Annotated in this window: 14 protein-coding genes and 1 pseudogene; 9 read left to right on the forward strand and 6 right to left on the reverse strand. The window is 65.6% G+C overall.

The genetic code is table 11. The annotated features are described in order from the left end of the window. Positions 1 to 73: 73 nt before the first annotated feature. Positions 74 to 1,054: pseudogene (locus KAK06_RS24215) on the reverse strand (IS4 family transposase); the annotation flags it as partial. Positions 1,055 to 1,364: 310 nt separating this feature from the next. Here KAK06_RS24215 and KAK06_RS15725 point away from each other — a divergent pair. Next, complete coding sequence (locus KAK06_RS15725; RefSeq protein ID WP_210803077.1) at positions 1,365 to 2,810, forward strand: methyl-accepting chemotaxis protein; 1,446 nt, start codon at positions 1,365 to 1,367, stop codon at positions 2,808 to 2,810. A 66-nt stretch (positions 2,811 to 2,876) separates the two neighbouring features. On the opposite strand, the gene KAK06_RS15730 is transcribed toward KAK06_RS15725, so the two are convergent. Together KAK06_RS15730 and KAK06_RS15735 are read right to left on the reverse strand one after the other, a co-directional pair. Then, positions 2,877 to 7,529 (reverse strand): NACHT domain-containing protein, encoded by a 4,653-nt coding sequence (locus KAK06_RS15730; RefSeq protein WP_210803078.1) that lies wholly within the window; start codon positions 7,527 to 7,529, stop codon positions 2,877 to 2,879. A 205-nt stretch (positions 7,530 to 7,734) separates the two neighbouring features. Further along, positions 7,735 to 8,361: a hypothetical protein gene (locus KAK06_RS15735; RefSeq protein WP_210803079.1), complete on the reverse strand. Its 627-nt coding sequence runs from the start codon at positions 8,359 to 8,361 to the stop codon at positions 7,735 to 7,737. Between the two features lie 152 nt (positions 8,362 to 8,513). Between KAK06_RS15735 and KAK06_RS15740 the strand changes: the two genes are divergently transcribed. The 4 genes from KAK06_RS15740 to KAK06_RS15755 all read left to right on the forward strand — a co-directional run bounded on the left by KAK06_RS15740 (position 8,514) and on the right by KAK06_RS15755 (position 13,192). Further along, positions 8,514 to 9,692: a hypothetical protein gene (locus tag KAK06_RS15740; RefSeq protein WP_210803080.1), complete on the forward strand. Its 1,179-nt coding sequence runs from the start codon at positions 8,514 to 8,516 to the stop codon at positions 9,690 to 9,692. Between the two features lie 148 nt (positions 9,693 to 9,840). Continuing rightward, a complete protein-coding gene (locus KAK06_RS15745) occupies positions 9,841 to 10,611 on the forward strand; it encodes a LytR/AlgR family response regulator transcription factor (protein ID WP_210803081.1) in 771 nt (256 codons plus the stop codon). A 179-nt stretch (positions 10,612 to 10,790) separates the two neighbouring features. Beyond that, the gene (locus tag KAK06_RS15750) at positions 10,791 to 11,858 is read left to right on the forward strand and encodes a GGDEF domain-containing protein (RefSeq protein WP_210803082.1); all 1,068 of its coding nucleotides are present in this window, start codon (positions 10,791 to 10,793) and stop codon (positions 11,856 to 11,858) included. A gap of 44 nt (positions 11,859 to 11,902) precedes the next feature. Beyond that, positions 11,903 to 13,192: a hypothetical protein gene (locus KAK06_RS15755; protein ID WP_210803083.1), complete on the forward strand. Its 1,290-nt coding sequence runs from the start codon at positions 11,903 to 11,905 to the stop codon at positions 13,190 to 13,192. A 31-nt stretch (positions 13,193 to 13,223) separates the two neighbouring features. On the opposite strand, the gene KAK06_RS15760 is transcribed toward KAK06_RS15755, so the two are convergent. The 3 genes from KAK06_RS15760 to KAK06_RS15770 all read right to left on the reverse strand — a co-directional run bounded on the left by KAK06_RS15760 (position 13,224) and on the right by KAK06_RS15770 (position 18,886). Next, the gene (locus KAK06_RS15760) at positions 13,224 to 14,165 is read right to left on the reverse strand and encodes a GGDEF domain-containing protein (protein WP_210803084.1); all 942 of its coding nucleotides are present in this window, start codon (positions 14,163 to 14,165) and stop codon (positions 13,224 to 13,226) included. Positions 14,166 to 14,219: 54 nt separating this feature from the next. Then, a complete protein-coding gene (locus KAK06_RS24580; protein WP_210803085.1) occupies positions 14,220 to 16,379 on the reverse strand; it encodes an ATP-binding protein in 2,160 nt (719 codons plus the stop codon). Positions 16,380 to 16,723: 344 nt separating this feature from the next. Next, positions 16,724 to 18,886 (reverse strand): ATP-binding response regulator, encoded by a 2,163-nt coding sequence (locus KAK06_RS15770; protein ID WP_210803086.1) that lies wholly within the window; start codon positions 18,884 to 18,886, stop codon positions 16,724 to 16,726. Positions 18,887 to 19,858: 972 nt separating this feature from the next. Between KAK06_RS15770 and KAK06_RS15775 the strand changes: the two genes are divergently transcribed. The 4 genes from KAK06_RS15775 (at position 19,859) to KAK06_RS15790 (ending at position 24,863) form a co-directional block, all read left to right on the forward strand. After that, positions 19,859 to 20,383, forward strand: a complete 525-nt coding sequence (locus tag KAK06_RS15775; protein WP_210803087.1) for a fimbrial protein — start codon at positions 19,859 to 19,861, stop codon at positions 20,381 to 20,383. A gap of 71 nt (positions 20,384 to 20,454) precedes the next feature. Continuing rightward, positions 20,455 to 20,994 (forward strand): fimbrial protein, encoded by a 540-nt coding sequence (locus KAK06_RS15780; RefSeq protein ID WP_210803088.1) that lies wholly within the window; start codon positions 20,455 to 20,457, stop codon positions 20,992 to 20,994. A gap of 76 nt (positions 20,995 to 21,070) precedes the next feature. Continuing rightward, positions 21,071 to 21,823, forward strand: a complete 753-nt coding sequence (locus tag KAK06_RS15785) for a fimbrial biogenesis chaperone (RefSeq protein WP_210803089.1) — start codon at positions 21,071 to 21,073, stop codon at positions 21,821 to 21,823. 34 nt (positions 21,824 to 21,857) lie between these two features. Next, the gene (locus tag KAK06_RS15790; RefSeq protein ID WP_210803090.1) at positions 21,858 to 24,863 is read left to right on the forward strand and encodes a fimbria/pilus outer membrane usher protein; all 3,006 of its coding nucleotides are present in this window, start codon (positions 21,858 to 21,860) and stop codon (positions 24,861 to 24,863) included. The last annotated feature ends 16 nt before the right edge of the window (positions 24,864 to 24,879 follow it).

The raw sequence follows: 24,879 nt of genomic DNA on the forward strand, positions 1-24,879 counted from the left end.
GGGCGTTGGCGTGTGGCGCGCAGACGCGGTCGTGCGGCAGCGCCGACTCGCTGGCTTTGGTCAGCAATGCGGCGATGTTGTCGGCCAGCACCTTGGAGGCGACGTCGATGAGCAAGGCGTGCTGGCTCAGGCCGCTGACCGACTCGAGGTGCAGGTTGTGCTTCAGGCGCTTGAACGCTTCCTCGATGCGCCAGCGCTGGTGGTAAAGCGCGCCGAAGTCGCCGGCCGGGGCCTGCTGGGCATCCAGGTTGGTCGCCAGCACGCGCACGGCGCCATTGGGCGCGACCTGGCGCACCAGACGCACGCGGGGTGCACTGCGCTGGCAGCCCCAATCGGCAGCGTCCTGTGCCGAAGGCCTGTTGAGGGTGACCGTGGCCTCGGTCTGCCCGCTGCGGATGAACGTGCGCACGGCCGGCCAGCCGCTGGCCATATCGCAGCGCATGACGAAGCCGATGCCGCGCTCGATCAGCGATTGCACCAGCCAGGCGGCGGGGTAGCCACGGTCGAGCAGCAGCACGTCGTCCTGGTTCAGGCGATGCAGCGCCTCCATCAGCATGGCCCGCTCGGACTCGGCCGCGCTGTGCACGGCAGCATGCAGCGTGAGGTCCGCGCCGGGCAGGTACAGGGCAAACAGCCGCTGATCACGCGTGGCCAGACCCACGGTGCGAGGGCAGCGCCGCGTGGCCGGCATCAGCACCGAGGCATCGGCGGCGACCAGGCGACGGCCGCGCCAGCGCGGAATCAGGCCGAGCCGCTCGGCGTCGACGAGCAGTTGATCGTTGAGGTCCTGCAGGGCCGGCAGGTGCAACCGACCGCGAGCCCGCGCCAGCGCACGATCGCTGGCCCCTCGGACGAGATCGCCGCTGCCGCCCAAGCAGGTGAAGAAGGTGTCCAGCGAGGTCTGCTGGGAACTGCATCGCTGGCTCAGCAGGCACGCTACCAGCGTGGGCAGCGGCAACTTGCGGCGTCGGGTGAACGCGTTCGGGTTGCTCGGATGGCGCGCGCGTTGCGCGAAGGTCGCCGACGTGATGGTCTCGGACAGGTTCAGCAGAATTTGCTGTACGGAATCACAGTATTGAGGTCGGCATGGGCAGCGACCTTGTCAAGAGAGAAAACATTAATAAAATCAAGCACTTGCGATTCTGATTCTAGCTCAACTGGCTTAAGTTCGCAGCATTGATCTGGGAGACAGCCTTCTGGCCAGGGCCGCGGGCCCCGAGGGGCAGTGTCGATGGACGCCGCCAAAGCGAACAGAGTGGTTTTCCGCCCTCTTTTCGGCGCCGGCTTGGTGACGGGTCAGGCCACACTTTTGGAGCAACTAACGGGAGACATCACCGATGCGAAACCTTCCTATTCGGCAATGGATGCGTCTGCTGCTCTTGGTCTTGGCACTTGCGTCGGTTGCCTTGATGTACGGCCTTCGGCTCACGACCAAGAGCGCAAAGTTCCACTATCTGGAACGGGAATACGCTGTCAATCTCCTAAAGTTGACAGACGACATCAACAAGGCGGCAGGCGGAAAAGCGATTGACCGAGATCTGATTATTGCTTCGTTGAAGAAATCCCAGTGGATTTCTGGCCATGTGGATACTGAATTGTGGCGTATCGAGCATGCCGTATTTCGCGTACTGGGGTTTGGCGACGTGATCGATCTGCCGTATGACAGCATTCGCCGATTCGCAGGTATCCTTGAGGTGGTGAACAATGACGCAGGCGTTCACCTATCACAAACGACTGCGCTCAACATGCTGCCGGGCCTGCAAGATCTCATCACTAACGGCGATCGATTCGCCGTGGAGGTTGCTCGCGCTGTAGCCTTTGTCGGCAACCTGGCGCGTGCGATCTGCGTGATTTGTATGGCCATGCTGGCGTTGAGCATCTGGCTCATGGGGCGTGCGCTCATTGGGCCTCTCGAAATGGCCAAGCAACAGGCCGAGGCGATGGCCAGTGGCGATCTGACGGCCAAGACCCTGGGCGACTTTGGCCAGCGGCGTGACGAACTGGGCGTATTGCTGCATGCCTTGAACAACATGCAAACCAGCTTCCTGTCGGTCGTGCGCGAAGTATCCGATTGCTCGCAGAGCGTCGTTGTGGGCAGCCGGCAGATTGCCAGCGGAGGTATGGATCTGGGACAACGGACCGAAGAACAAGCCAGCCGTCTTCAACAGGCCTCAAATGCGATGTCTCAAATGGTGCAAGCCGCGAAGTCGAGCGCAGAGGCGGCTGCCACAGCAGATCAGGCGGCCCGTTCGGCCAATGAAGCCGCCCACGATGGTGGGCGCCTGATGCAGGAGGTCACGTCCACGATGCAGGGCATCGCAGACTCCTCGGCCAAGATTTCGACCATCATCAATGTCATTGATGGCATTGCATTCCAGACGAATATCTTGGCCTTGAATGCGGCCGTGGAAGCTGCGAGGGCCGGCGAGCAGGGCCGAGGCTTTGCCGTCGTAGCTGGGGAGGTTCGCACGCTCGCCGCTCGTGTTGTCGAATCCGCGCACGAGATCAAGTCGCTGATCGGAGCCAGCGTCGACCAGATCGGCGCAGGCTCGAAGTTGGTTGATGCAGCGGGTAGCTCGATGGAGCATATCGTCACCCAGGTAGGCCGTGTTCAGACGCTGATCGGCGACATCAGCATCAAGGTTGCTCAGCAGTCAGCCGGCATGGCCGAGATTTCGGCCGCTGTGTCGCACTTGGATGACTCTACTCAGCAGAATGCGGCCTTAGTTGAGCAGAGCGGTGCCGCGTCACAGAGCCTTGCCCAACAGGCCGACAGACTGGGCCAGGCGGTCGCCTTCTTCAAGGTGTAGGGCAATTCAATGCGACAGGGTCGGTGCAGGCCGGCCTCCGGCCACGCAGGCATGTCAGCCGGTGACTCAGCTGTGAAGCACGCCGTCAAGCATCAGCCACTCGATTGGCCGTCGCATACCGAAGAGGTGGCCATCGAGCTTGGGGGATTCATCCTCCTTGCGCTTGATCTCTCTCTCGAGGTCATGGGACATGACCATCAGATGGAGGAAGCGCAGTCGATCGATACCGCTGCTGAGTTGCGGACGTGTGGCGAGCCATTCACCTACCCACACCAGGCATCGCCTGTCAGCGTTGGCGCGAAACATCGTCCAGGCGGCATAAGCAGAATCGCCATCCTCGGCAGCCAAGAACTGCCTCCACCAATGGCGAGCCACACCTGCCCGGTTTCGCCAGACCGACATCCTTACCCGCAGCCTGTCCCAGGATCCCAGAAGGGGCCCCTCTGGCCAATCCATCTCGTTCACCGTGGGACAGTCCATGAAGGCATTCAGCACCTGCGCACGGTGGGCAAGCCAGGGCTCGCCGGAAAGCCGGTCACGGTCGATCACTGACGTCAACCAGGCGGCTTGGCCATGGATCTTGGCAGCCACGACCACCTCCAACAAATCTTGATCGGTGTTGCACCAAGCCGGAAGCAGCAGTTCCTCACGAGCCAGCTGTGATTCGGGTGATCCCTGGGCTTTCATGGCCACGTGAACGAGCTCCGAGATGTGAGCTTCGCCCATCAGGCGCATGTGGACCACCCGCCGCAACGTTCGCCACAGGGGTAGCGCCTTCGTCGGCGCATACCTGAACAGGACGTCAGCCAGTCGTGTGTACAGCACGGATGCTCGCATGCACCGCTGCTGGAACGCTGGACTGTCAGCATCGGCCCCCGCCAGAAGGACGTCCCACGTCTGCGGCGATGCCAGGTACGCTGCTTCAAGACCGCGAACATCCAGATCCTGAAGGTACAACCCGTGTCCTTGGGCCCAGATAGCCTCGATGGCTTGCCGAGCTTGGGACGCAAGCGCCTCCAGCGCTTGGTCCACCTCGAGTCGAGGACGAGACGCCCGCTTCAGGCATTCCACAAGATCCGATCCTGCTGGCATTTCCTCGCGCAGCATCACCGTTGGCAAACTGCCATCACCCAGTGTGCGGACGATCAGTTCCCCCTCAAGATGCGGAAGCTCGCTCGCAGGCCGCACCGCCATCTCCACCAGCAGTTCACTGGCGAGTCGCAACTCCTCAGGATTCGATCCCCTGAGCACTGCAGCATCGAGCCAACGCCACGGGGCGATTCGAACCATCAACTCCGGAAAGGGAATATCGCCGGTGCTGGCCGCCAGTGCCATGCTCCCGTGATGAGCACTCACCGGTTGTCTGACTACGTCTGCTGCCCAATGGGCGTCCCGCAGGACCGAACCGGCCACTTGAGGAGCGCGAATGCACAGCACTTCAAACGCGAGGTCCCGAAGCGCCGAATCAGCGCATCCAAGATAGGCCGTCAAACGAGCGGCCAACCGATCGGCATCATGGATCTGCTGCGTGCCCAGGACCGCCAAGGCCACGCGTGCAGCCCTGTCAGCCTTCGAGGCGTGTTGGTCCAGGAAGTCCAGCAGCTCATGGGCCGTCGCGGGGCGGATGGCGCCCATCAGCAATCGCCAAGGTTGAAAGTCGTCTGCTTCGAGCAACCTGGCCAACTGCTCGGCGAGCGGCAGATGCAGAATTTCCAACAGCAGGCAAGCCGAGGTGGCAGTGCCATCCGATGATGGCGGCAGTGCACAACGCAAGTCAGCAAACCGTGTTGCGAGATCCGGCGGGCAGACAAGAAGCAGGCTCGAGGCGGCCCTCGCTGACCAGTGGGCTGCTTCACCTGTGCGTGCGAGCATCATCGTCAGTCGACGACGTCCCAAGTCTGCCAACTCCGCCGGAGTGAACCTGGCACCCAGGCGCTCCAGCCGCTCCAATCGATACTCAGCGGCGGTGCGTTGTCGTTGGACATCAATGCCGTCCGGATCAAACAATGTCAAGGCCTCGGCCAAGTCGGACACGATGTCGTTGGGCAAGTCGATATCTGGACAGTCCACGAACGCATCTATCCGGGTCAGACGCTCGCTAGGGGAGATGGCATCGTCATGGAGAACCGCCTCGACGTGACGTCGCTCAAGCCGCCAATGTGAGCGCGCCGGGCGGTCCAGGTAGTCACGCTGGTAGTCTGTGGCTGAGCTGCGCGCACTGGCAAGCTCTGCTGTCCTGTGCTGCTCTGACTCCAAGTCGGTCAGCAAAGCCAACAGTGCAGACGCGATCACGCCGACCTCAGGTGCGATGCCCGGCTCGACGGGCGTTGAGCGAATCTCCTGTGCCAAGACCAACAGCGCCTGCCGCGCAGCTGCAGGCTCTTGCGCTCCCATGCTGACCAGCCATTGCAGCCCCTGCCAGCAGGGAGAGTGAAAGCTGACGTTGATTGCCTCACGTATCGCCGCTCGGCGAATGACCGGAAGGAAGAATTCCAGGCGGTGGCCCTCCAACATGCCCGCAATCGCTCGCGAGGGATCGACCGCCTGAGGATCGGTCAGCGAGAAGTCCTCTCCAAGGATACGGCGTGCGCCTGAACTGACCGTACCAATGAGGGCCTGCAGCGCAGCTTGCTGCTGACTGGCAAAGTGGTTGGGATCCTCGAGCAGCCGCTGAGGCTGAAGCTGGACGATTCCAACCCACTGCAGCATCCGCTCCCTGATGAGTTGCCAGTCTGCATGCCTGGTCAGAGGCAAACGGCGCAGGCTCTGGGTGGCGCAATGCAAGGCAGCGTTGCCGACACCCGGCACTTCGCGCTCAATGACGCTGAGCATGGCCGCCGGAAACGCTTCGCCGAAGGCCATGGCATCTTGCTCGAAATTGCGTGCCGGATTCTGCGCGTCCATCCACAGGCTCAGCAACGCGTCCGCCATGGAAGCGCCGTGAGGTGTGTCGGTGGCGGCGAGCACGGACAACGCGGCACCGATGACCTCTGCCTTCTGGTCAGTGGCGCCGATGGGCTCCAACCAGGTGGCTGCGCGGGCCTCGAAGTCCGCGACCGTGGCGGTGGAGCCCTCCATGCTTTCCAACAGCACCAGGCCCAAGCCCAGGATGGCCGGCGCCTCCTTGAGCGTGTACTTGATCCCTGTGACCGTGTCTTCTGCCTTGAACAGGCTGCCGTCAAGCAGTTCATCCAGCCGACGGCGCACGTCGTCCGGCCGCAGGCTGGGCCGCGCGACTGTCAGCTCAATGTCTTGGGCCCTCATGCGAGCGGTGGCGGCGCTCTTGGTCATCAGCCTTTCGCGGTATTCGCGAGCCCGATCCACCAGCCACTGCACCCAGTCATCCGAGGTCAGGCTGCTGGAGGTACGCAGCTGCAAAGTGTCATGCCCATATTCGAATAACAGGCGCATGACCGTGGCTTCCGCTTTGAGGGCCTCACGGTCCTTCAAACGCAGCACCAGTGGGAAAAGGCGAGGGGTTCGTGCCAGGTCCTGCAACGCCTTGGGCATGTGGGACAGGTTCATACCCTGGGCGTGGAGCAAATCCTCCAACTCACCGAGCGAATAGGGCTCGACTGGAATCTCGGTCGCAGCCACATCGCAGCGTGTCAAGCTGTGCAGGGCTTGGCGGAAATACCGTGGCCGGCTGCTGCACAACAGCCGTACCTTGCCACCCAGGCCAGGGCCCTGTAGCGACTGAACAAGCTCTTGCCACGCGATGCCCGGCTGTTGGTTCAAGCCATCAATCACCAACAGCAATACGGGACCGTTCGACGAAGGGCGGGTCAACAGGCGATCGACTCGCTGACGCCAGTAAGCCAGCGGCAATTCCGAGACAACGCATGAGCGCAGCTGCTCGGCAATGAGGTCGCGAAGGCCGGATTCGCTGAGCGACTGGCGCTCGGTGAAGGTGCTGGCCGGCACCAACAGCACGAGCGGCAGCGAGGCCAACTGGCGCTGAACCCAGTCCAGTGCCACCCAGGTCTTGCCAACCCCTTCTTGCCCAAGAAGAACGGCCTGGGTTCGCGGCTCGGCTGGAGACTTCCACCAGGCTTGCAGCTGATCCAACGGCCCACGCCGCTCCACCAAATGGACGCCCGGATGACCTCCTGCGGCGTTCTGGTGAAGCACTTGCCACGAGGTGGATGAATCGAGCCAGATCCGCGTCGCCAGGTCGTGGGTCAGATCCTTGAGGGCCTCAAACCCAAGCTGCCAGGCTTGCAGCTCGGACCGAAGCGCGTCCACCGCGCAAAGCACCGCCGGCGCCAAGACCCGGGCTGCAGCGGCGGCCTTCTCTCCGGCGTATTTGCCGACAACTTCAGGCCAAGTGGCACATAGCGCGGCCAGTCTATTCAGTCCTGCGCCAACTGGAAGAGGCGTCCAATCCAGGACGATGATCGGAAAGCCGAGCGCTGAGGCAGCCGCTTCAGCCAATCTGAGCTCATTCGCGCTGACGGACTTGGTGGTCATCAGCACCCAGGCTTCCAACTGCGGGTCTTCCAGGTAGGCCTGCAGGATTTCACCGGCCAGCGGCCGCGGCGACAGAACGGTGCCCTTTTGGTAGCGCTTGCATTCGACTCGAAGCACGCGGCCGGACGTCCTGGACGTACTGGCGTCGCTGCCAAACTGTTGGCCGGACTTGGCCACCGTGACACGGATATCGCCGAGTACCCGGCTGAGCAGATCCGCGCACATCAGCTCGAACGCATGGGTGCCCATGCCCTCCAACTGCTGCTGAAGGTGATCAAGAGACGCGGGAGACGATCCCCCCGCAATTGGTGTGCTGGCCAAGCTGTTCTCCCTGTGCCTGACTGGCCAGCCGCATTTCAGGCATGCCGACAGGTCTGGTGGGAGTGTAAGACTGGTCGCCTTGGCGCCTGAGGGCCTTAGGCCAGATGGCACCCGATCGGCTGCTGAGCTGCGCTCAGCCCGGGGGTAGCCGCCAGTGACTCGACTCGGCCTCGTCCACGGCGCCGTCTGCACCACGCACTTCCATCGACAACAGCCAGGTCTTCCCATCGGCCATCGGCGTGGCGTTGAGCCGGACCGCCGTGACAGCCTTCTTGCGCACCTTGTGCAATCCCTCTCGCATGGCAGCCATCAAACGAAAGGCCGTGGCGACATCGGTGTCCTGCTCGATCTGACACTGAACTTCGGCGCCGGTGACGCCAGCGTGGTACCACCTGGTGAGCCGCCAATGAGCCGCCACAGCGTCAGCGGCACGAACGGACACCGCGCCCGGCTCGGCAAGTTCCACCAAATGAACCGCACTGAGGTAGGCCGACAAGGACTCCGTGGCGACTTGCACTTGGACCTCGTCACCCCGAACCATCTGAAGTCGGTTCAGGACATTCAAACTCAGGTGGGTGTCCAGCCGCGGGGGATCCATCGCCATCGGCGCAGGAACCGCAACTGATTCAGGCGCGGGACCGGGCGAAGGGGAGGGCGCCACGCTCAAAGGCCCGGCATGAACCTGAGCACGACGGCGCCACAGCGCCCCGATGGCCACACCCACCGACAACGCGACGAGACACGACAGGATCAGGTTCATGGTGCTCATGATGCCAGCAGTGAAGGATTTGGGGGGGGGCCTGGCGGGCTTCGTACCCGCCCCAGGGGACTTCGTCGCGTTTCCGCCGCGACTGGCACGTCGCGCCTACGCTGGCGACCATCCACCGCGTCAGTTCACCCTTGAGCCTCGTCATGAGCCCCAATCACCTCAGCCTGTCCCACGCTTCGCCGGAGGGCGCGGAGTGGCATGTCTTTGCAGACAAGTGCGAGGAGCATGGCTCCCTGTGGTTCGGCTTTCAGCTGGCACTCACACTGACCCGTCGGGGGCAGCGGGTCCGGCTGTTCACCAACGGGCTCGACGAACTGGCCCGGGCATTCGGCACCAGTGCGACCACGGGGGTTCAGGTCTTTCATGGCGTGGAATTGGTTGACGCCCGGCTGGACCGGTTCTTCCAACCGGCGCGGAACTCGGTGCAAATGTTCTACACCCGACCATCCAAGGACTATCTCTCCCGGTTTGCTCGATCCATCGGGGGAGCCAACAGCTTGCAGGTGGTGCCGCTTGACTCCGGGATCACCACCTCCAACGCCATCATCGTGCTCGACCAGCGAGACGAGATCACCTCTTGGATGATGCAGATGGGTGATCTGCCTCGCCGCGGCGGATATATCCGCCTCGACGGCTGCGAAAAACCGACGCCAGGGTCAGAAGACCGCGCACGGACGGAGCATCGGGCTGTAGCTTGGCGATGGTTCGAACTGCCGCCTGAGTTGATCGGCGATCCCTCCGGCATGGTCGTCACGATCGCTGTCGGAAGCCAAGGCGCAGCGAGCCGCGCGCTGGACATGGTTGCCAAGCGGCCGGCGCCTCAACCCACCGCGTGTATGTTGCGTGGCAAATCGATTCACGCCCCAGCGGTGGGCGAACATGGTTCCATGGGCGTCGTGGAGTTTCCAGAGATGTCTTGGTCCACCCGGCAGGACTTGGTCCTCGGCAGCGATCTCTTGATCACCGACAAGCCCGAGCTGGCCGCGCAGGCCAACCAGTGCGGCATTCCAGTGATCTGGTCGGCCGACCATTCCAGCGACATGCCCTACCTTGACTGGTACACGGTCGGGTGCCATGCGCCGATGAGGGCGGCTCTGTGCCAGGCGTTCCTCGCGGTGGGAGGTCGGCGCGATATCGATGACGCTGCGCAACAGTATTGGGCGCATTTCAAAGACGCACAGCGCCTGGCGCAAGGCGTGGCAGAGCGGATCGCGCGGGCCCCCGAACTCGCCGACGTCGCGCTCGCCGCGCTCAATGAGAAGCCCGAGGCGGTAAGCGTCGTCGAGCATCAATTCAGCCCGACCGCGCCGATCGACCTTTGAGGCGTTCGCAGCGTCCAAAGCTTCCACCGGCAACGCAGGATGCCCCGCCTGCTCGTGCTCGGTTCAAGGTCGGGCCCTGGTGTCCGATAAACCACGGGGATCACCCAGAAAGCCCGAGTGAGCAACTCCGCTCGGCTTCGACCCACGCATGAATCAATTTCCTGTCGTCAAGGTACTGATCGCGGAAGACGACCCCGACCAACGCCGTCAAATGGTGGAGGCTGTTCTGCATCTTCGGCCGCAATGGCAAGTCGTCGCAGAGGCTGCTGACGCCAACGAGGTGTTGGCCGGCATTGACGCGCTGGCGCCGGATCTGCTCATCCTGGACATCCACCTTCCCGGCAGTGAGGACGGCAAATGGGTCGAACAGATTCCAGCTTCGGCGGCCGTCATTTTCGTCACCGGCGATCCTGCCTTTGCGGTCCAGGCGTTTGACAAGGATGCCATCGACTACCTCCTCAAGCCCGTTTCACGCTGGCGCTTGAAGACGGCCATCGAGCGGGCCGAACGGGATCCTCGCATGCCTGTCCGCACAACTCTGGCGGTGGTCGATCATGACGATGACCGGTCCGAGCGCGCGGAGGACGCCCGCAGCCAATCGCAATGGATCACGGCGTCCAAAGGCAATGACGTCATCGTCGTCCCCGAGTGGGAGGTGATCTACCTGCAGGCCGACCTGAAGTACACACGGGTGGTCTCCACCCGCGGCGACGGGCTGGTGCGCATGGGCCTCAACGAGTTGGCCGCACGCCATGGGCGGCAGTATTTCGTCAAGATCCATCGCAGCATCATCCTCAATCTGCGATTCGTCCAGTCCGTTCGCCGCAATGAACTGGGCTATCTGGACGTCTACCTGTTCGGCCGCAGCGAGGTGTTGAAGGTCAGCAAGACCTATCAAGGCGTCTTCAAGTCGCTCTGACCCGGCAACGCTGCCTTGAGCGGCGGTACGGGCGTCTGCCTGAAGTGCGCCGCGGCGTGGGGGCAACTTCCTTCCCACGCCTGCACGTCTTGTTCCGCGCTCAGCGGGCCTTGTCGCATAGCCTCCGCGAAAGGCCTCCCCCGTCCGACACTCCGCTCAAGCAACAGCAAGGCGGCGACATGGACACTCAAGTGGATCCCACCCGGCAGGCGATGGCGGCGAATAACGTCGCCCCAGTGACTAGGTGGGCGAGTTCGCATGATCGCCGCGGCGTTCGGGTGGTGATCGCCACGGCCGACGAGGCGCTGTCCAGCCAGCTGGCCAGGTTGGTCAGCAACAGCCGTCCGCACTGGCAGCTGCAGGCAAAGGTCGCCTCGGCCCAGGAGCTGATGGTTTACCTGGGCAATCACAGCCCCGACGTCCTGCTCGTGGACGCAGATCTGGCTTTCAATGAGGATTGCGGATGGTTGTCGCTGACCGCAGGGCAGATGGCCATGGTGATGATCGCGGGGCAGGATCACCACGCCGTGCAAGCCTTTGACGCAGGGGCCCTCGACTGCCTGGCTCGGCCGGTGAGTCGCCTGCGACTTGATCTCAGTCTGGACCGCGTCGTCTCAGCCCGCCGGGCCCGCCAGTCTGAAGAAGTAGCACGGCACACGTCGACACGGGTGGCACAGCTGCAGAACCAGGTCGGTGAATTGCTCTGCGAAGTCGCCCGCCTGAAACGCCAACTTCGACTGGCACACCTGGAGAGTCGATCGGACGCGCTGACTGGTCTAGGCAACCGCAGGGAATTGGACGAGCGCCTTCAGTCGGAGATTTCCCGGGCTCGTCGCGGGCACCAGCCGCTGGCAGTGCTGATCCTGGACATCGACAATTTCAAGTCGGTCAACGACCAAGTCTCCCACGCCGCGGGTGATGAAGTCCTGCGCCGACTCGCCCACACCCTGCTGGCCTCCTGCAGGGGCCATGACGCCACCGTTCGCATGGGCGGGGACGAGTTCGCTGTCGTGTTGCCCATGACCACGGTTCAGGATGCCCGGCATGTGGCCGACAAGATCATGACACTGTTCGCGACGATCAACTGGGGCGGCCTGCTGCCTGCAGCAATGCGGCCGACGATCAGCGTGGGTGCCACCGAGCTGGTCGCGGGCGATGATGCTGGAGCGCTGCTGGGCCGTGCGGATCGGCACCTGCAGTGGGCCAAGACCGCGGGCAAGGCTCGACTGGTTTGGGAAGCGCTGTGAGGGTCCGGCACTGGGAGGCGCTCTCCACGCGTCGGAGACGGCCCATGGGTCAAGTCTGGAAGCCTGATCCGGCAACCTCCCTGCGCGAGTTGGCACTGCAGTTGCGTACATCGCCAACCGTTGCTGCCGAAAAGAAGCGTACTCCTGGCCCGGACCCCAGAGATCTGGCCCTGCTCAGCATCGCCAGACACCTGCGCCCCGACCTGAGCCGTGAGGCCTGCCTTGGATGGGTCTACGACACTCTGGTGCGGTTTGCCGCTGAAGTGCCGCAACCCACAGTTTGGCGCGCCTGGCAGCGCTTGCACTCCCATCCGCAAGAGGAGCTTACGCTGCTCCAAGACGCCTCTCATCAGATGGGGGGAGCAGGACTGCTGAGCAGCGAAGACTTGCGGCAGCTTGGCAGTCGCAGCGGACGGGTGCTGCGGATCGAGACCGCTCGCGTCTCCGTGCCGCTGAGCAAAGCCAACGCAGCCTTCTTCGGGGCCTGCCAGCGCTGCGCCCTGACAGGCTCGTTTCGGCCCCAGGCACAGGCGGTGGCACTCGTCGAGGTCGGAACCGGGCGCCCTTTGGGTGCAGCGCTCGGTCGCCTCTCCGATGGCGTGGACGAGTTGCTGCTGCCACTGTTGTCCACGGCCCCGTTGGCAGGCTCGACCTTGCTGTGGGCCATGGACCATCCAATGCCGAGAGTCTGGGACCGTGTACTCTCGCGTGGCGCTTCCGTCCATGTCCTGGCATCGCGTCATCTGTCCATTCAGATGCTTCGGGACCTTTCCCAAGGGGGCTATGCAGCCTTGGTTCCTGGCTTGTCGACCCAGGGCGTCCCGTTGGTGCACGTGGTCGAACATCGCTACAACCAGGGGGCTGCGACCGGACGGAAGCGTCAGACGGCCATCTTTTCGGCCGAGATTCGCGATCCCGACGTCCTGAGGCATCGACTGGGGCTGCTGCAGACACACCTCGCACTGCGCTGGCATCTCACCGATGTGGCGGCACGCGTCGACACCGCGCCCCCGCTGCGAAGCACCCGCCCACACAATCTGCGCATCGAGGTACAGGCCCGGGTCTGCATCGACGCTGCCGCAGCCTGGCTGGCCTGGCAAACCTTGTCCTCGCCTCAGCGGCAGGCCCTACTCGATGTCCAGGCCGAAAAGGCGACGGTGTTGGCGCGCCGCTGGAGCCGTGCTCCGCGATCACCTGGCCCGCCGAGTGACGCTACGCTGGCAACCGCCGCACCCAAGCCATTGTTGTACCTCCGTGGAGGACAACTCACCAGCGGACAGAGCCCTCGAGCAGACGAGCGCGCCAACACTCAGGCCGAATCGACGCAGGAATAGGGGTCTGCGAGCCGCCTTGCGGCAAGCGTCGTCAACGCATGCCGTTCGCCGTCTGAATTTGCCGCTGCGCCTTGTCGGCATACAGGCGTTCGTCGGCCTGCGCACAGAGGTGCTCCGCCGCTTCAGTCGCTGCTAGAGCCTGCAGGTCCAGCGTCCCCCAACCCATGCTGAGTGTCGGGGGGGCGATTCGCCTCACCTCATCGCTCCAGTGCCATGCGCGCATGCGCTCTTCGACCAGTCTCTTCAAGGCCATCGCCCCTTCCGCGCCCGTGTCTGGCAACACCACTGCAAACTCGTCGCCGCCCAATCTGGCCACCAGGTCGTGCTGGCGCACTGCGGTGCGCAGGACCTTGGCCACCTCCTGCAGGACCTGGTCGCCCAGCAGGTGTGATCCTTGGTCGTTGATCTGCTTGAACCGGTCCAGATCGATCGCCAGCAGACTCAACGGGCGCTGGTACCGCAAGGCGCGAAGCACCTCCGCCTCCAGAAACTCGTCGTACTCGCGGCGGTTGGGCAGCCCCGTCAGGACATCCTCGCGGGCCTCGCGCGCACGTACGGCCAGTTCGGCCCGCAGGGCGCGGATGGCGCCATCCTGGCGACGCTGCGCTCGACGCGCCTCCAGTTTGCCCAGTGCGGCCTCCAAGCGCGGCCTGGTGATGGGCTTGAGCAGGTAGTCGACGGCATTGCCTTCGAACGCGTGGACAGCGAAACCCGGGTCACCTGTCATGAAGACCACGTCCCGGCCTTCGGCCAGCAGCGCTTTGAACCAATCCTCGGGCGCATCGTCGCTGAGGTGGATATCGAGCAGCAACAACTCGGGCCGCATCTCCCGGGCGGCGCTCAGCGCCGAGGCCACGTCCTCCACGGACGCGCACACCGACCACTCGGGGCGCAGTTCACCCAGCAGTTGCTCGACATGCGCTCGGGCATGAGCATCGTCCTCGGCCACCATCACGCGCAACATCTCGGTCATCGCTCAGTCCCAAACTACCGGACCGCTGCGCACGGCCCATCAGGAATTCTGTCCTCATGCCCAAGCCTCGGCCAGCAGGCTGCGCAGGCGGGTGGGCGAGAGCGGCTTGTGCACCAGGGTGATGCGCTGCTGCTCGGCCACCTGGGCCACCTCGCTGCTGAGGTCGCCGGTGACCAGCATCGCCTTGAGCTCGGGCTTGTGCAGGGCGCCGCGCACCCGCGCCACGTTGTCCAGCCCGCTCTCGTCTTCCAGATGCAGGTCGCTGAGCACCAGGTCCACCTCGGCGCCCGCACCGGTGAGTTGCGGCAGCAGCTCGGCAGAGGAGGGCGCATCGATCACCTTCACCCCCCACGAGCGCAGCAGCGCCGCCATGGCCCCGCGTGAGACCTCGTCGTCCTCGATCAGCGCCAGCGTGCGTCCGGTGGGCAGTGCCCGCTGCGCCGCGGAGGCCGACTGCTCGCTGGGCGCCGCCGCCGGCAGCGTGAGGCTGATGCGCGTGCCATGGCCCGGCTCCGAGCGCAGTGCCAGCGGCCAGTGCAGCAGATCCGCCGCCCGCCGCACGATCGACAACCCGATGCCCAGGCCGCTGCTCTGGCCGGCCTCATCCACCCGCACGTAGGGCCGGAAGATGTCTTCCTGCTGGTGTGGCGGGATGCCCACGCCGCTGTCCTCCACGCTGAGCTCCACGCCCTGCGCCTGCGGCTCAATCCCCACCTTCACGTGGCCCGCCGGGGTGTACTTGATGGCGTTGGACACCAGGTTGAACAGCACCCGCCGGGTCAGGTGCAGGTCGGCATGCACCCGGGCGCTCACCCCCTCGGGCAGCTCCAGGCGCAGACCCTTGCGCCGTGCCAGCTCGCCGTACTGCAACCGCACGTCCTCGACCACTTCAGCCAGATCGAAGCTGCTGAGCACCGGCTCGTAGCGTCCGCCCTCGAGCTGGCCCAAGTCCATCAGCATCGACAGCATGTCCGACAGCGTCGCGCTGCTGCGCCGGATGTTGTGCAGCCACTGCTGGCGCCGCGCCGGGTCGTCCTCGGCGGCCATCAGGTCGGCCAACATGCCCAGGGCGTGGGCGGGCTGACGCAGGTCGTGGCAGGCCGCGGCGATCATCAGCGTGCGCGACTGGTTCAGGCCGTCGAGCTCGGCGTTGCGCGCCTGCAGCGTCTGCGACAGTCGTGCCAGCTGGCGCTTCTGGCGCAGTTGCACCGCCAGCAGCAGCAGGATCACCCCCGCCACCACCAGCGCCACCACCAGCCCGATTGTCACCAGCTGCCGCCGCTCGTCCAGGCGCTTCTGCTCTTCCTTCAGCAGCGCATTCTCCTGCTCCTTCTTCTGCACATCAAAGCGCGCCTGCGCATCCTGGCGCTCCTTCTCGTTGGAACGCCTTTCGCTGGACATCCGCTGCTTCTCGGCTTCCTTCATGTCCAGGTAGGCCTGCCTGAAATCGCCCAGGGCCGCATGGACGCGCGCCGAATCGGGCAGCAGAGAAAGCAGTTGGGTATGTGAGCCCACGTCTGCCGCCGCCTGATAGGCCAGCTGCAGCTGCTCTAGTGCGCCGCGGTCGCCGCTTTCGGCCAGGGCGATCGCCCAGAGGCTGTGGAAGTCGACTTTCTCGTCTGCCGAAAGTTGAGTGATGTGCACGCCCTTGAGCATGTCGACAGCCAGGGTGAATCGCGACAGCTGCATGGCCACATCAGCCAGAAACCGACGAATGGTGCTCTCCCAACGATCAACCTTCAGGCGCTGGGCCAAGACCAGTGCACTCTGGTAGTCCGACAATGCATCGCTGTAGGCTTGGTTGGTGTGCTTGAGCTTGCCTCGGATCGCCATGACCGTCAGCCCGAAGTAGGGGTACTCATCCGCTGGAAGGATCTGCAGTGCCTCATCCAGGTTCGCCATGTCGGCCATCTGGGTTCCGGTTCCGTTGTTGAGCCCGAATCCGGTCTGTGCCTTGAGCATCAGTAAGTCAGCGCGGAGGGCTGAGGTACCGGCCTGTGCCAAGGCACTGTTGCAGATCTCCAAGGACTTCGAGAACTGGTCGTTGAACAGGTAGTAGGCAGCCTGGAGGTACAGCAGGATCACGCGAGCGGTGGCCGAACGCTCGACCAGACCATCGGCGGCCATGGCCTGCAGGTGACGCTCTGCAACCTCCATGTCCAGTTCGGACACTGCCAGCGAAAAGGCCTTGGCCCTCAGGAGAAAATCAGCCACTGGCTGTGTCTGCGCACCAGTCCGGGCCAGCTCGGCGTCGACCAGGCCACGAACCCGCCGAACGTCTTGCGTTTCTAGGTTCTGAGCAGCCTCGGCCATCTGAACCAGGGCAAGCACCCGGGCCCGCCGCACGGGGCCGGCGCTCGCCAGTTCTCGCTCGCCTTGGGCCAATGCTGCTCTGGCATCCCTGTAAACCGCGCGAGCGTTGGCCTCGTACCACGCCGGCCAGTCTGAGGCCAGATCGGAGGTGTCCAATGATGCCGCCTGGGCCGGACATTGAGACAGCAAGCCCACCATCAGCCAGAGCGTCCAGCCCATGACCCAACGCGCCATCGACCGTTGGCTCACGTCAAGGCCTCGGCCAGCAGGCTGCGCAGGCGGGTGGGCGAGAGCGGCTTGTGCACCAGGGTGATGCGCTGCTGCTCGGCCACCTGGGCGACCTCGCTGCTGAGGTCGCCGGTGACCAGCATCGCCTTGAGCTCGGGCTTGTGCAGGGTGCCGCGCACCCGCGCCACGTTGTCCAGCCCGCTCTCGTCTTCCAGATGCAGGTCGCTGAGCACCAGGTCCACCTCGGCGCCCGCACCGGCGAGCTGCGGCAACAGCTCGGCGGAAGAGGGCGCATCGATCACCTTCACCCCCCACGAGCGCAGCAGCGCCGCCATGGCCCCGCGTGAGACCTCGTCGTCCTCGATCAGCGCCAGCGTGCGTCCGGTGGGTAGCGCCCGTTGCGCCGCGGAGGCCGACTGCTCGCTGGGCGCCGCCGCCGGCAGCGTGAGGCTGATGCGCGTGCCCTGGCCCGGCTCCGAGCGCAGCGCCAGCGGCCAGTGCAGCAGATCCGCCGCCCGCCGCACGATCGACAACCCGATGCCCAGGCCGCTGCTCTGGCCGGCCTCATCCACCCGCACGTAGGGCCGGAAGATGTCCTCCTGCTGGTGTGGCGGGATGCCCACGCCGCTGTCCTCCACGCTGAGCTCCACGCCCTGCGCCTGCGGCTCAATCCCCACCTTCACGTGGCCCGCCGGGGTGTACTTGATGGCGTTGGACACCAGGTTGAACAGCACCCGCCGGGTCAGGTGCAGGTCGGCATGCACCCGGGCGCTCACCCCCTCGGGCAGCTCAAGGCGCAGACCCTTGCGCCGTGCCAGCTCGCCGTACTGCAACCGTACGTCCTCGACCACCTCAGCCAGATCGAAGCTGCTGAGCACCGGCTCGTAGCGTCCACCCTCGAGCTGGCCCAAGTCCATCAGCATCGACAGCATGTCCGACAGTGTCGCGCTGCTGCGCCGGATGTTGTGCAGCCACTGCTGGCGCCGCGCCGGGTCGTCCTCGGCGGCCATCAGGTCGGCCAGCATGCCCAGGGCGTGGGCGGGCTGACGCAAGTCGTGGCAGGCCGCGGCGATCATCAGCGTGCGCGACTGGTTCAGGCCGTCGAGCTCGGCGTTACGCGCCTGCAGCGTCTGCGACAGTCGTGCCAGCTGGCGCTTCTGGCGCAGTTGCACCGCCAGCAGCAGCAGGATCACCCCCGCCACCACCAGCGCCACCACCAGCCCGATTGTCACCAGCTGCCGCCGCTCGTCCAGGCGCTTCTGCTCTTCCTTCAGCAGCGCATTCTCCTGTTCCTTCTTCTGCACATCAAAGCGCGCCTGCGCATCCTGGCGCAGCTTTTCATTCGCGGCACGCTGCCGCTCGGTACGGAGCTTTTCGGTCTCCCGCATGCTCAGGTATGCCTGCTTGTCGTCACCCAAGGCGTGGTAGATCCGGGCGGCATCGGTGTGGAGGTTGAAGTTCTGTCCGACCATGTCCACCTGCTGACCCAGCTTCTGCGCCTGCTGCAGGTGCACCAGCGCAGAGCGGTCTCCCAGCTCCGCCAGCGCCACGGCCCAGGCCATATGGGTCGCCAGTTGCTCGGCAACCGAGAACTGGTTCAAGTCCATCCTTTGGACCGTGTCCACCGTCAGACGGTAGTCGCCCAACAGATTGGCATCGATGGCAATCATGGATCGCAGCACATTGGCCCAATAGGCCGACTGCTGTTGCTCCGCCAGTGCCAGCGCGCGCTGGTAATCCGCCAATGCCGCGGCGAAGGCTTGGTCCATCTGGTTGAGCTGAGCCCGCAGCATCAGACCCTGGATGCCAAAGTAGGGATAGGTGTCGGGCGGCAGCAGATTCATGGCCTCGGCAAGACTCGCGCGGTCTGCATTCCGGGCGGATGGGCCTGTCACCGTGGAGACCACGCCCGATTGAGCCTTGGCCGCCAGGACCAGCGCCCGCATGGTGTCCGACTTTGTCTGCGGCAGCACCTCGTTCAACGCTTCCACGGCCTTGCCGGCCTCACCCGCCAGCAGCATCTGACGAATGGCCTGAGAGAGCAGCAGGATGACCCTGGGCAGGCCCGGGGTCTGGGCCAGAGGATCGGACTGCATCACCTGCAGGTGCCGATCCGCCTCGGCCACATCAGCCACCTGCATACCCATGCCCCAGGCCTCGGTCTCCAACAGAAACCTCAACAGTCCAGTGGCGCCTGCGGGCCGCGCCAGTTCTGCCTGTACCAAGGGCCGCACGGTCACGACCTCGGTGACGCCCAAGAGCTGGGCGGCCTCGGACATGCGTATCAAGGCCTGGGCACGGGCAACCGGATCGGTGCCTTGACGGGCCGATTCCCATTCCGCCCGGGCTTGGGTGATCAGGGCCCGGGGCGCCTGCAGGGCCGCACGCTGGGCTTGTTCGTACCAGAGCGGCCAGGTGTCGCCGCCACTGCCTGGGCCGACTCCAGGAGCAGCCTGCGCCAGGGCAGCCAACAGGCAGGTCATCGCCATCAGCAGGCGTCGCGTCCATCCGTGCATGGGGTATCCGATTGAGCTGGGGTGGTACATCGCTGACGAGCCATGCCCGCGTGTGGGCGTGAACAAGCGCACACGTGGCCAGCTGGCCGGCAGTCCAGACGGTTCTCCCAGGCCTATCGACCAAGTCGCGCTGGACTTGACTGGGCCGGAGGGGTCCTGGCCGGAACCGCGCCGCGCAGGCTACGTGCCGCCAGGTTCAACGAACCCGCATCCCGACGAGGCCGCCACCTAGAGGAACCAAGCCGCCGAAACCAGCCACCAGACGCCGCAAATGCGCATCGACTCGCGCCCGGGAAGCACCACACCTCGGGACGGAGCGTCACCCTGGGGGAGCTTGCATGCCTACCCGGTGCCGAGGGCTCATGCCGACGGCAGGGCCGCCGGCGGTGTCTGAAGCACCGTTCTCGTCGCCTGGAGTTTGCTTGCCAGCCACGGGCGCTTCGTTCCGCGAAATCCGGCTGTTGTCCGAATTCCGGCTGACACCCCCCCGGAAACGAAACCATTCGTTCAACGCCGCGAGACACGGTGATCCTTCACCGGCGTCCAACGCACCCGGTCTGTGGCGTTGTGGTGGAGCCGATACCTGCGCCGGAACCGCCACCCAACCCCATCCACGCGCAGCGATTGGAGATATACATGAAGAAGATCCTCACCCTGGTGGCACTGGCTGCCGCGGCCGCCCTCCCGATGGCGGCCCAGGCCTCCGACGGCTCCCTGACCTTCAACGGTGCGCTCACCAGCACCACCTGCACGGTCACGGCGGGCTCGGCCAACCAGACCATCACGCTGCCCACCCTGGACATCGGCACGCTGGCCGCGACGGGCCTCACCGCCGGCGACACGGCATTCGCCATCAGCACGACGGGCGCCACCTGCACCGCCACCACGGCCACGGCCTACTTCGAGTCCAACGCCAACGTGGACACCGGCTCCGGGCGCCTGAACAGCACCGGCACCGCCGCCAACACGCAGCTGCAGCTGCTGAACAAGTCGGGCACCGTGATCGATCTGAGCAAGCCCTCCGGCAGCCAGAACGTGAACTCCGCGGCGGTCACCGGCGGCAATTCCACCTCGGACTTCATCGTCCGCTACTACGCCACCGGTGCCACCACCGCCGGCTCGGTTGCCAGCGCGATCAGCTTCTCGATGGTCTACCAGTGATCCCGCCGGCCGGGCAGCCGCTGGGCCGCCCGGCCTGCTTCCTGATCCCCCCCTTCAATGGTTCTTTCACCATGATGCACAAGCCCCAACTCCTCAGCGCCGCCGCTCTGGCCCTGGTCCTGGCCAGCTCAGCCGCCTCCGCCGCCGATGGTACCGTCACCATCAACGGCTCCGTCTCCGCTGAAACCTGCACCATCAGCGGCAATGGTGGCGGCAGCCCCAACTTCACGCTGACCCTGCCCACCGTGGCCAAGAGCGCGCTGGCCACCGCAGGCCAGACGGCCGGCCAGACCGCCTTCACCATTGGCGTCAGCGCCTGCACCGGCACCGCCACCTCGATGAACACCTACTTCGAGCCGGGCTCGGGCAGCGTCAATGCCAGCGGCCGGGTGGGCAATACCGGCACCGCCGCCAATGTGGACGTGCAGATCACCACCGCCGCGGGCGGCGTGGTCAACATGGCCGCCAACAACGGCAGCCAGGGCACCACGGCCACCAACCTGTCCGGCGGCGCCGCCACCCAGACCTACAACGCGCGCTACTACGCCACCGGCGTGGCCACGTCCGGCAGCTTCAGCGGCACGTTCAGCTACTCGCTGGTCTACAACTGAGTTGCGCCGGACGCCGGGCGGCCTCACGGCGGTCCGGCGCCGGTGTCCCGTGCGCCCCCCCCTGTCCGAGTCTGCGATGAAGTCCCTCTCCTTCCGATTCTTGCGAGCCTGCCTGGTCACGCTGTTGTCCTGGGCCTGCCTGGCACCCACCCACGCCAGCGTGGTGATCGGCGGCACCCGTGTCGTCTACCGGGCTGATGCCCGCGATGTCAGCGTGCAACTGACCAACCGCGGCGTACAGCCCGCCCTGGTGCAGGCCTGGATCGACGCTGGCGACGCGCAGGCCGCCGTCGAGCGCCTGGAGGTGCCCTTCGTCATCTCGCCGCCGATGTTCCGTGTCGAGCCCGACAAGACCCAGTTGCTGCGGCTGGTCTACACCGGCCAACCGCTGCCCGAGAACGCCACCGAGCGTGTCTACTGGCTCAATGTCCTTGAGATCCCGCCCAAGCCCGACGCTTCGGCCAGCGAGAACACCCTGCAGTTCGCGCTGCGCACGCGCATCAAGCTGTTCCTGCGACCGGCCGCCCTGGCCGGAGACGATCCGGCCGAGTCGGTCGTCAAGCAGCTGCGCTGGCAGCACAGCGTCTCTGGCGATCAGCTGACGATCACGGTCCACAACCCCACGCCGTTCAACGCCTCGCTGGTGGACGTGGCGCCGCAGAGCACCGCCCAGGGCCAGGCCGCTGAGCCCGTGGCCGGCATGGTCGAGCCCCGCAGCAGCCGCAGCTTTCAGTTCAAGTGGCCAGTCAACACGCCTGTGAGCGGCGTGCAGTTCAAGGCCATCAACGACTACGGCGCCTTCCTGGATCACCACGCAGCGCTGCCCTGATCTGCCGCCCGCGCCTGGCCCCACCGAGACCGCCATGACCGACAAGCACCACCCCTCCCGCCTGACCTGGCATTGCCGGTCGCGCGCGCCCAGCTCTGCGTTGCACCCGCTGGCCCTGGCCATGGCCGCGGCCTGGGCGGCGCTGGCCAGCCCGCTGACGGCCCGGGCCGCCGACGCTCCGGCCGGCTCGGCGGTCAAGACGGCTGCCGCCAACGCCTGGGCCGACTTCGATCGCAACCTGCTGATGGGGGCCGCCAACACGACGATCGACATGGCCCGCTTCAACCGCCCCCAGGGGGCATTGCCGGGCAACTACCGTGCCGACGTCGAGTTCAACCAGACGTGGCTGGGCCGATTCGACCTGCGCGTGGCCTCCCCGCGGCCTGGCGACGAGCCGGTGGTGTGCATGCCCCGCGAGTTGCTGCAGCGCCTGGGCGTGGCCGACGAGCACTTGAGCCCGGAGGGCCTGGCGCTGCTGGGCCGCGGCCCTGGTGCAGCGCCCGCCTGCTTGAGCCTGGAACAGGCGGTGCCCGGCGCCACGGCGGCGTTTGCCGTGGGCGAGTTGCGACTGTCGCTCAGCGTGCCGCAGGCCTACCTCAAGCGTCAGTCCCGCGGTGAAGTGCCGCCCGAGAGTTGGGACGAAGGTGTGCCCGCCGGGCGCCTGCGCTACCAGGCCAGCCATTATGAAACCCGGGGGGGCAGCACCGACAGCACCAGCACCTACCTGGGCCTGGACGCCGGCGCCAATGCCGCGGGCTGGCAGTTCCGCCACAACGGCGCCTACGCCACCGGCAGCGGCCAGAACGGCCATTACGGCAGCCTCAACACCTACCTGCGCCACAACCTGATCGACAGCAAGTCCGTCGTCACGCTGGGCGACAGCTACACCTCGGGCCGCCTGTTCGACAGCTTCGCGCTGCGCGGTGCCCAGTGGGTCAACGACGAGCGCATGCTGCCCGAGTCGCAGCGCGGCTTCGCGCCGGTGATCCGCGGGATGGCCAACAGCAACGCCCGTGTCGAGGTGCGCCAGCACGACCAGCTGATCTACGAAACCACCGTGCCCCCGGGCCCGTTCGAGATCACCGACCTGTACCCCACCGGCTTCGGAGGCGACCTGACCATCACCGTCTTCGAGGCGGACGGCAGCCGCCACCAATCCACGCTGGCGTTCTCGGCGATGCCCGCTCTGCTGCGCGAGGGCCACCTCAACTACGGCCTGTATGCTGGCCAGCACCGCGCCGCCCGCGACAACATTCAGGTGGCCCAGGGCGAGTGGCAGTACGGCCTGAGCAACACCGTCACCCTCAACGCCGGCCTGCAACTGGCCACCCACTATGCGTCGGCGCTGGTGGGCACCGGGCTCAACACCGATTGGGGTGCCTGGGGTCTGGACGTCTCGGCCTCGTCCACCACACTGCCTGGCCAGGGCCGCGAAACCGGCTCCAGCCTGCGCGGCACCTGGTCCAAGGTGCTGAGTGGCAGTGGCACGAACCTGTCGTTCGCAGCCTACCGCTACTCCACCGAGCACTATTACGGCCTGACCGATGCGGTGGCTGCCGCCAACCTGCTCGACGCGCCTCTGGCGCCCGCCAGCCCCCTGCCGCGCGAGCGCACACGCGCACTGTTCAACGTCTCGCAAGGGCTGGGTGAGTGGGGCAATGTCTATGCCCAGGGCAGCCGGCGCAGCTTCTGGAACCTGCCCGGCGTGCTCACCACCTACCAGCTGGGCTGGTCACGCAACCTGGGCAGCGCCATGTTCAACCTCACGCTGGCCCGCGAGTCCAGCGGCAGCGGTTTTTCGAGCAGCAACACCGTGGCGGCCAGCATCACGCTGCCACTGGACGGCTGGGGCAGCAAGCTGCCCGGCACAGCCAGCGCCGCCATCTCCCACAGCAGCCAGGGCGGCAACACCGAGCACCTGAGCTACTTCGGCAATGCAGGTGAGGGCAACACCACCACCTACAACCTGGATGCCCTGCGCACCGCCAATGGCCAGGCGGTCTATGCCTCCGGGCAGACACGCACGCCGGTGGCCAACCTGAATGCATCGATCGGACGGGCCCAGGGGGCCAGCCAGTTCGGCGCCAGCGTGACCGGTGGCCTGGTGCTGCACCCGCAGGGCCTGACCATGGCCGCCGAGCTGGGCGACACCGTGGGCGTGGTGCAGGTGGAGGGGGCGCAAGAAGGCATCCGCCTGGGCGACAACCTCGCTGCCGCGCCCGATCGCCAGGGTTACACCATCCTGCCGTACCTGGTGCCGTACCAACGCAACGACCTGCGCCTGGACATGTCCGAGGCGCCTTTGGATGTTCACATGCAGGACACCCAGCAGAGTGTGGCCCCCACCGCCGGTGCGGTGGTGATGTTGCGCTTCCAGCGCGACCCTGGCCGCAGCGTGCTGATCGATACCCGTCGCGAGGACGGCAGCGCCTTGCCCTTCGGGGCCAGCGTGCTCGACGCCCAGGGCGCCACCGTGGGGGCCGTGGGCCAGGCCAGCCGTCTGCAGGTGCACCTCAGCCAGACCCATGGTCAGCTGCAGGTGCGCTGGGGCAACGCGCCGCAGGAGGTGTGCGCCATCGACTACACCTTGCCCGAGCGCACCGAGCAGAAGGGCTTTGTGACGCTGACGCTGCCTTGCCGCGCCGGCGGATCGCCTGCGCCATCTACCCCTCCGGCCGCCGCCCCGCAGCGTGCTGCCGAGGCGCCGCTAACTCGGGTCAAGGTCAGCCTGCGAGATGCCCAGGGCCAGCCGCTGCCCAAGGGCGCGATGGTGCAGGTGGAGGGCCAGCCCGACTGGCAAGCCGTGGTAGGCGAGGGGGGCGCGGCCTACCTGCGGCTGTCGCCAACCGGTCAGGGCGATCAACGCCTTGTGGCCGAGTGGACTGATTCCCAGGGCAATTCCCTGCGCTGCGCGACGCCGGTGGCTGACTCCACCCGTGACGAGCAAGTCCAGTGCAGCATCAAATGGGATACCGATGCAAAGGTCGAACCCTCTTTGGCTCACCGACTTTTGCTGGGCCACCTTCTGCCAGCGCGGTAAAGCTGGTTCACCCGAT

It is taken from the genome of Ideonella aquatica (genome assembly GCF_018069755.1).
GTDB classification, from domain to species: Bacteria; Pseudomonadota; Gammaproteobacteria; order Burkholderiales; family Burkholderiaceae_C; genus Ideonella; species Ideonella aquatica.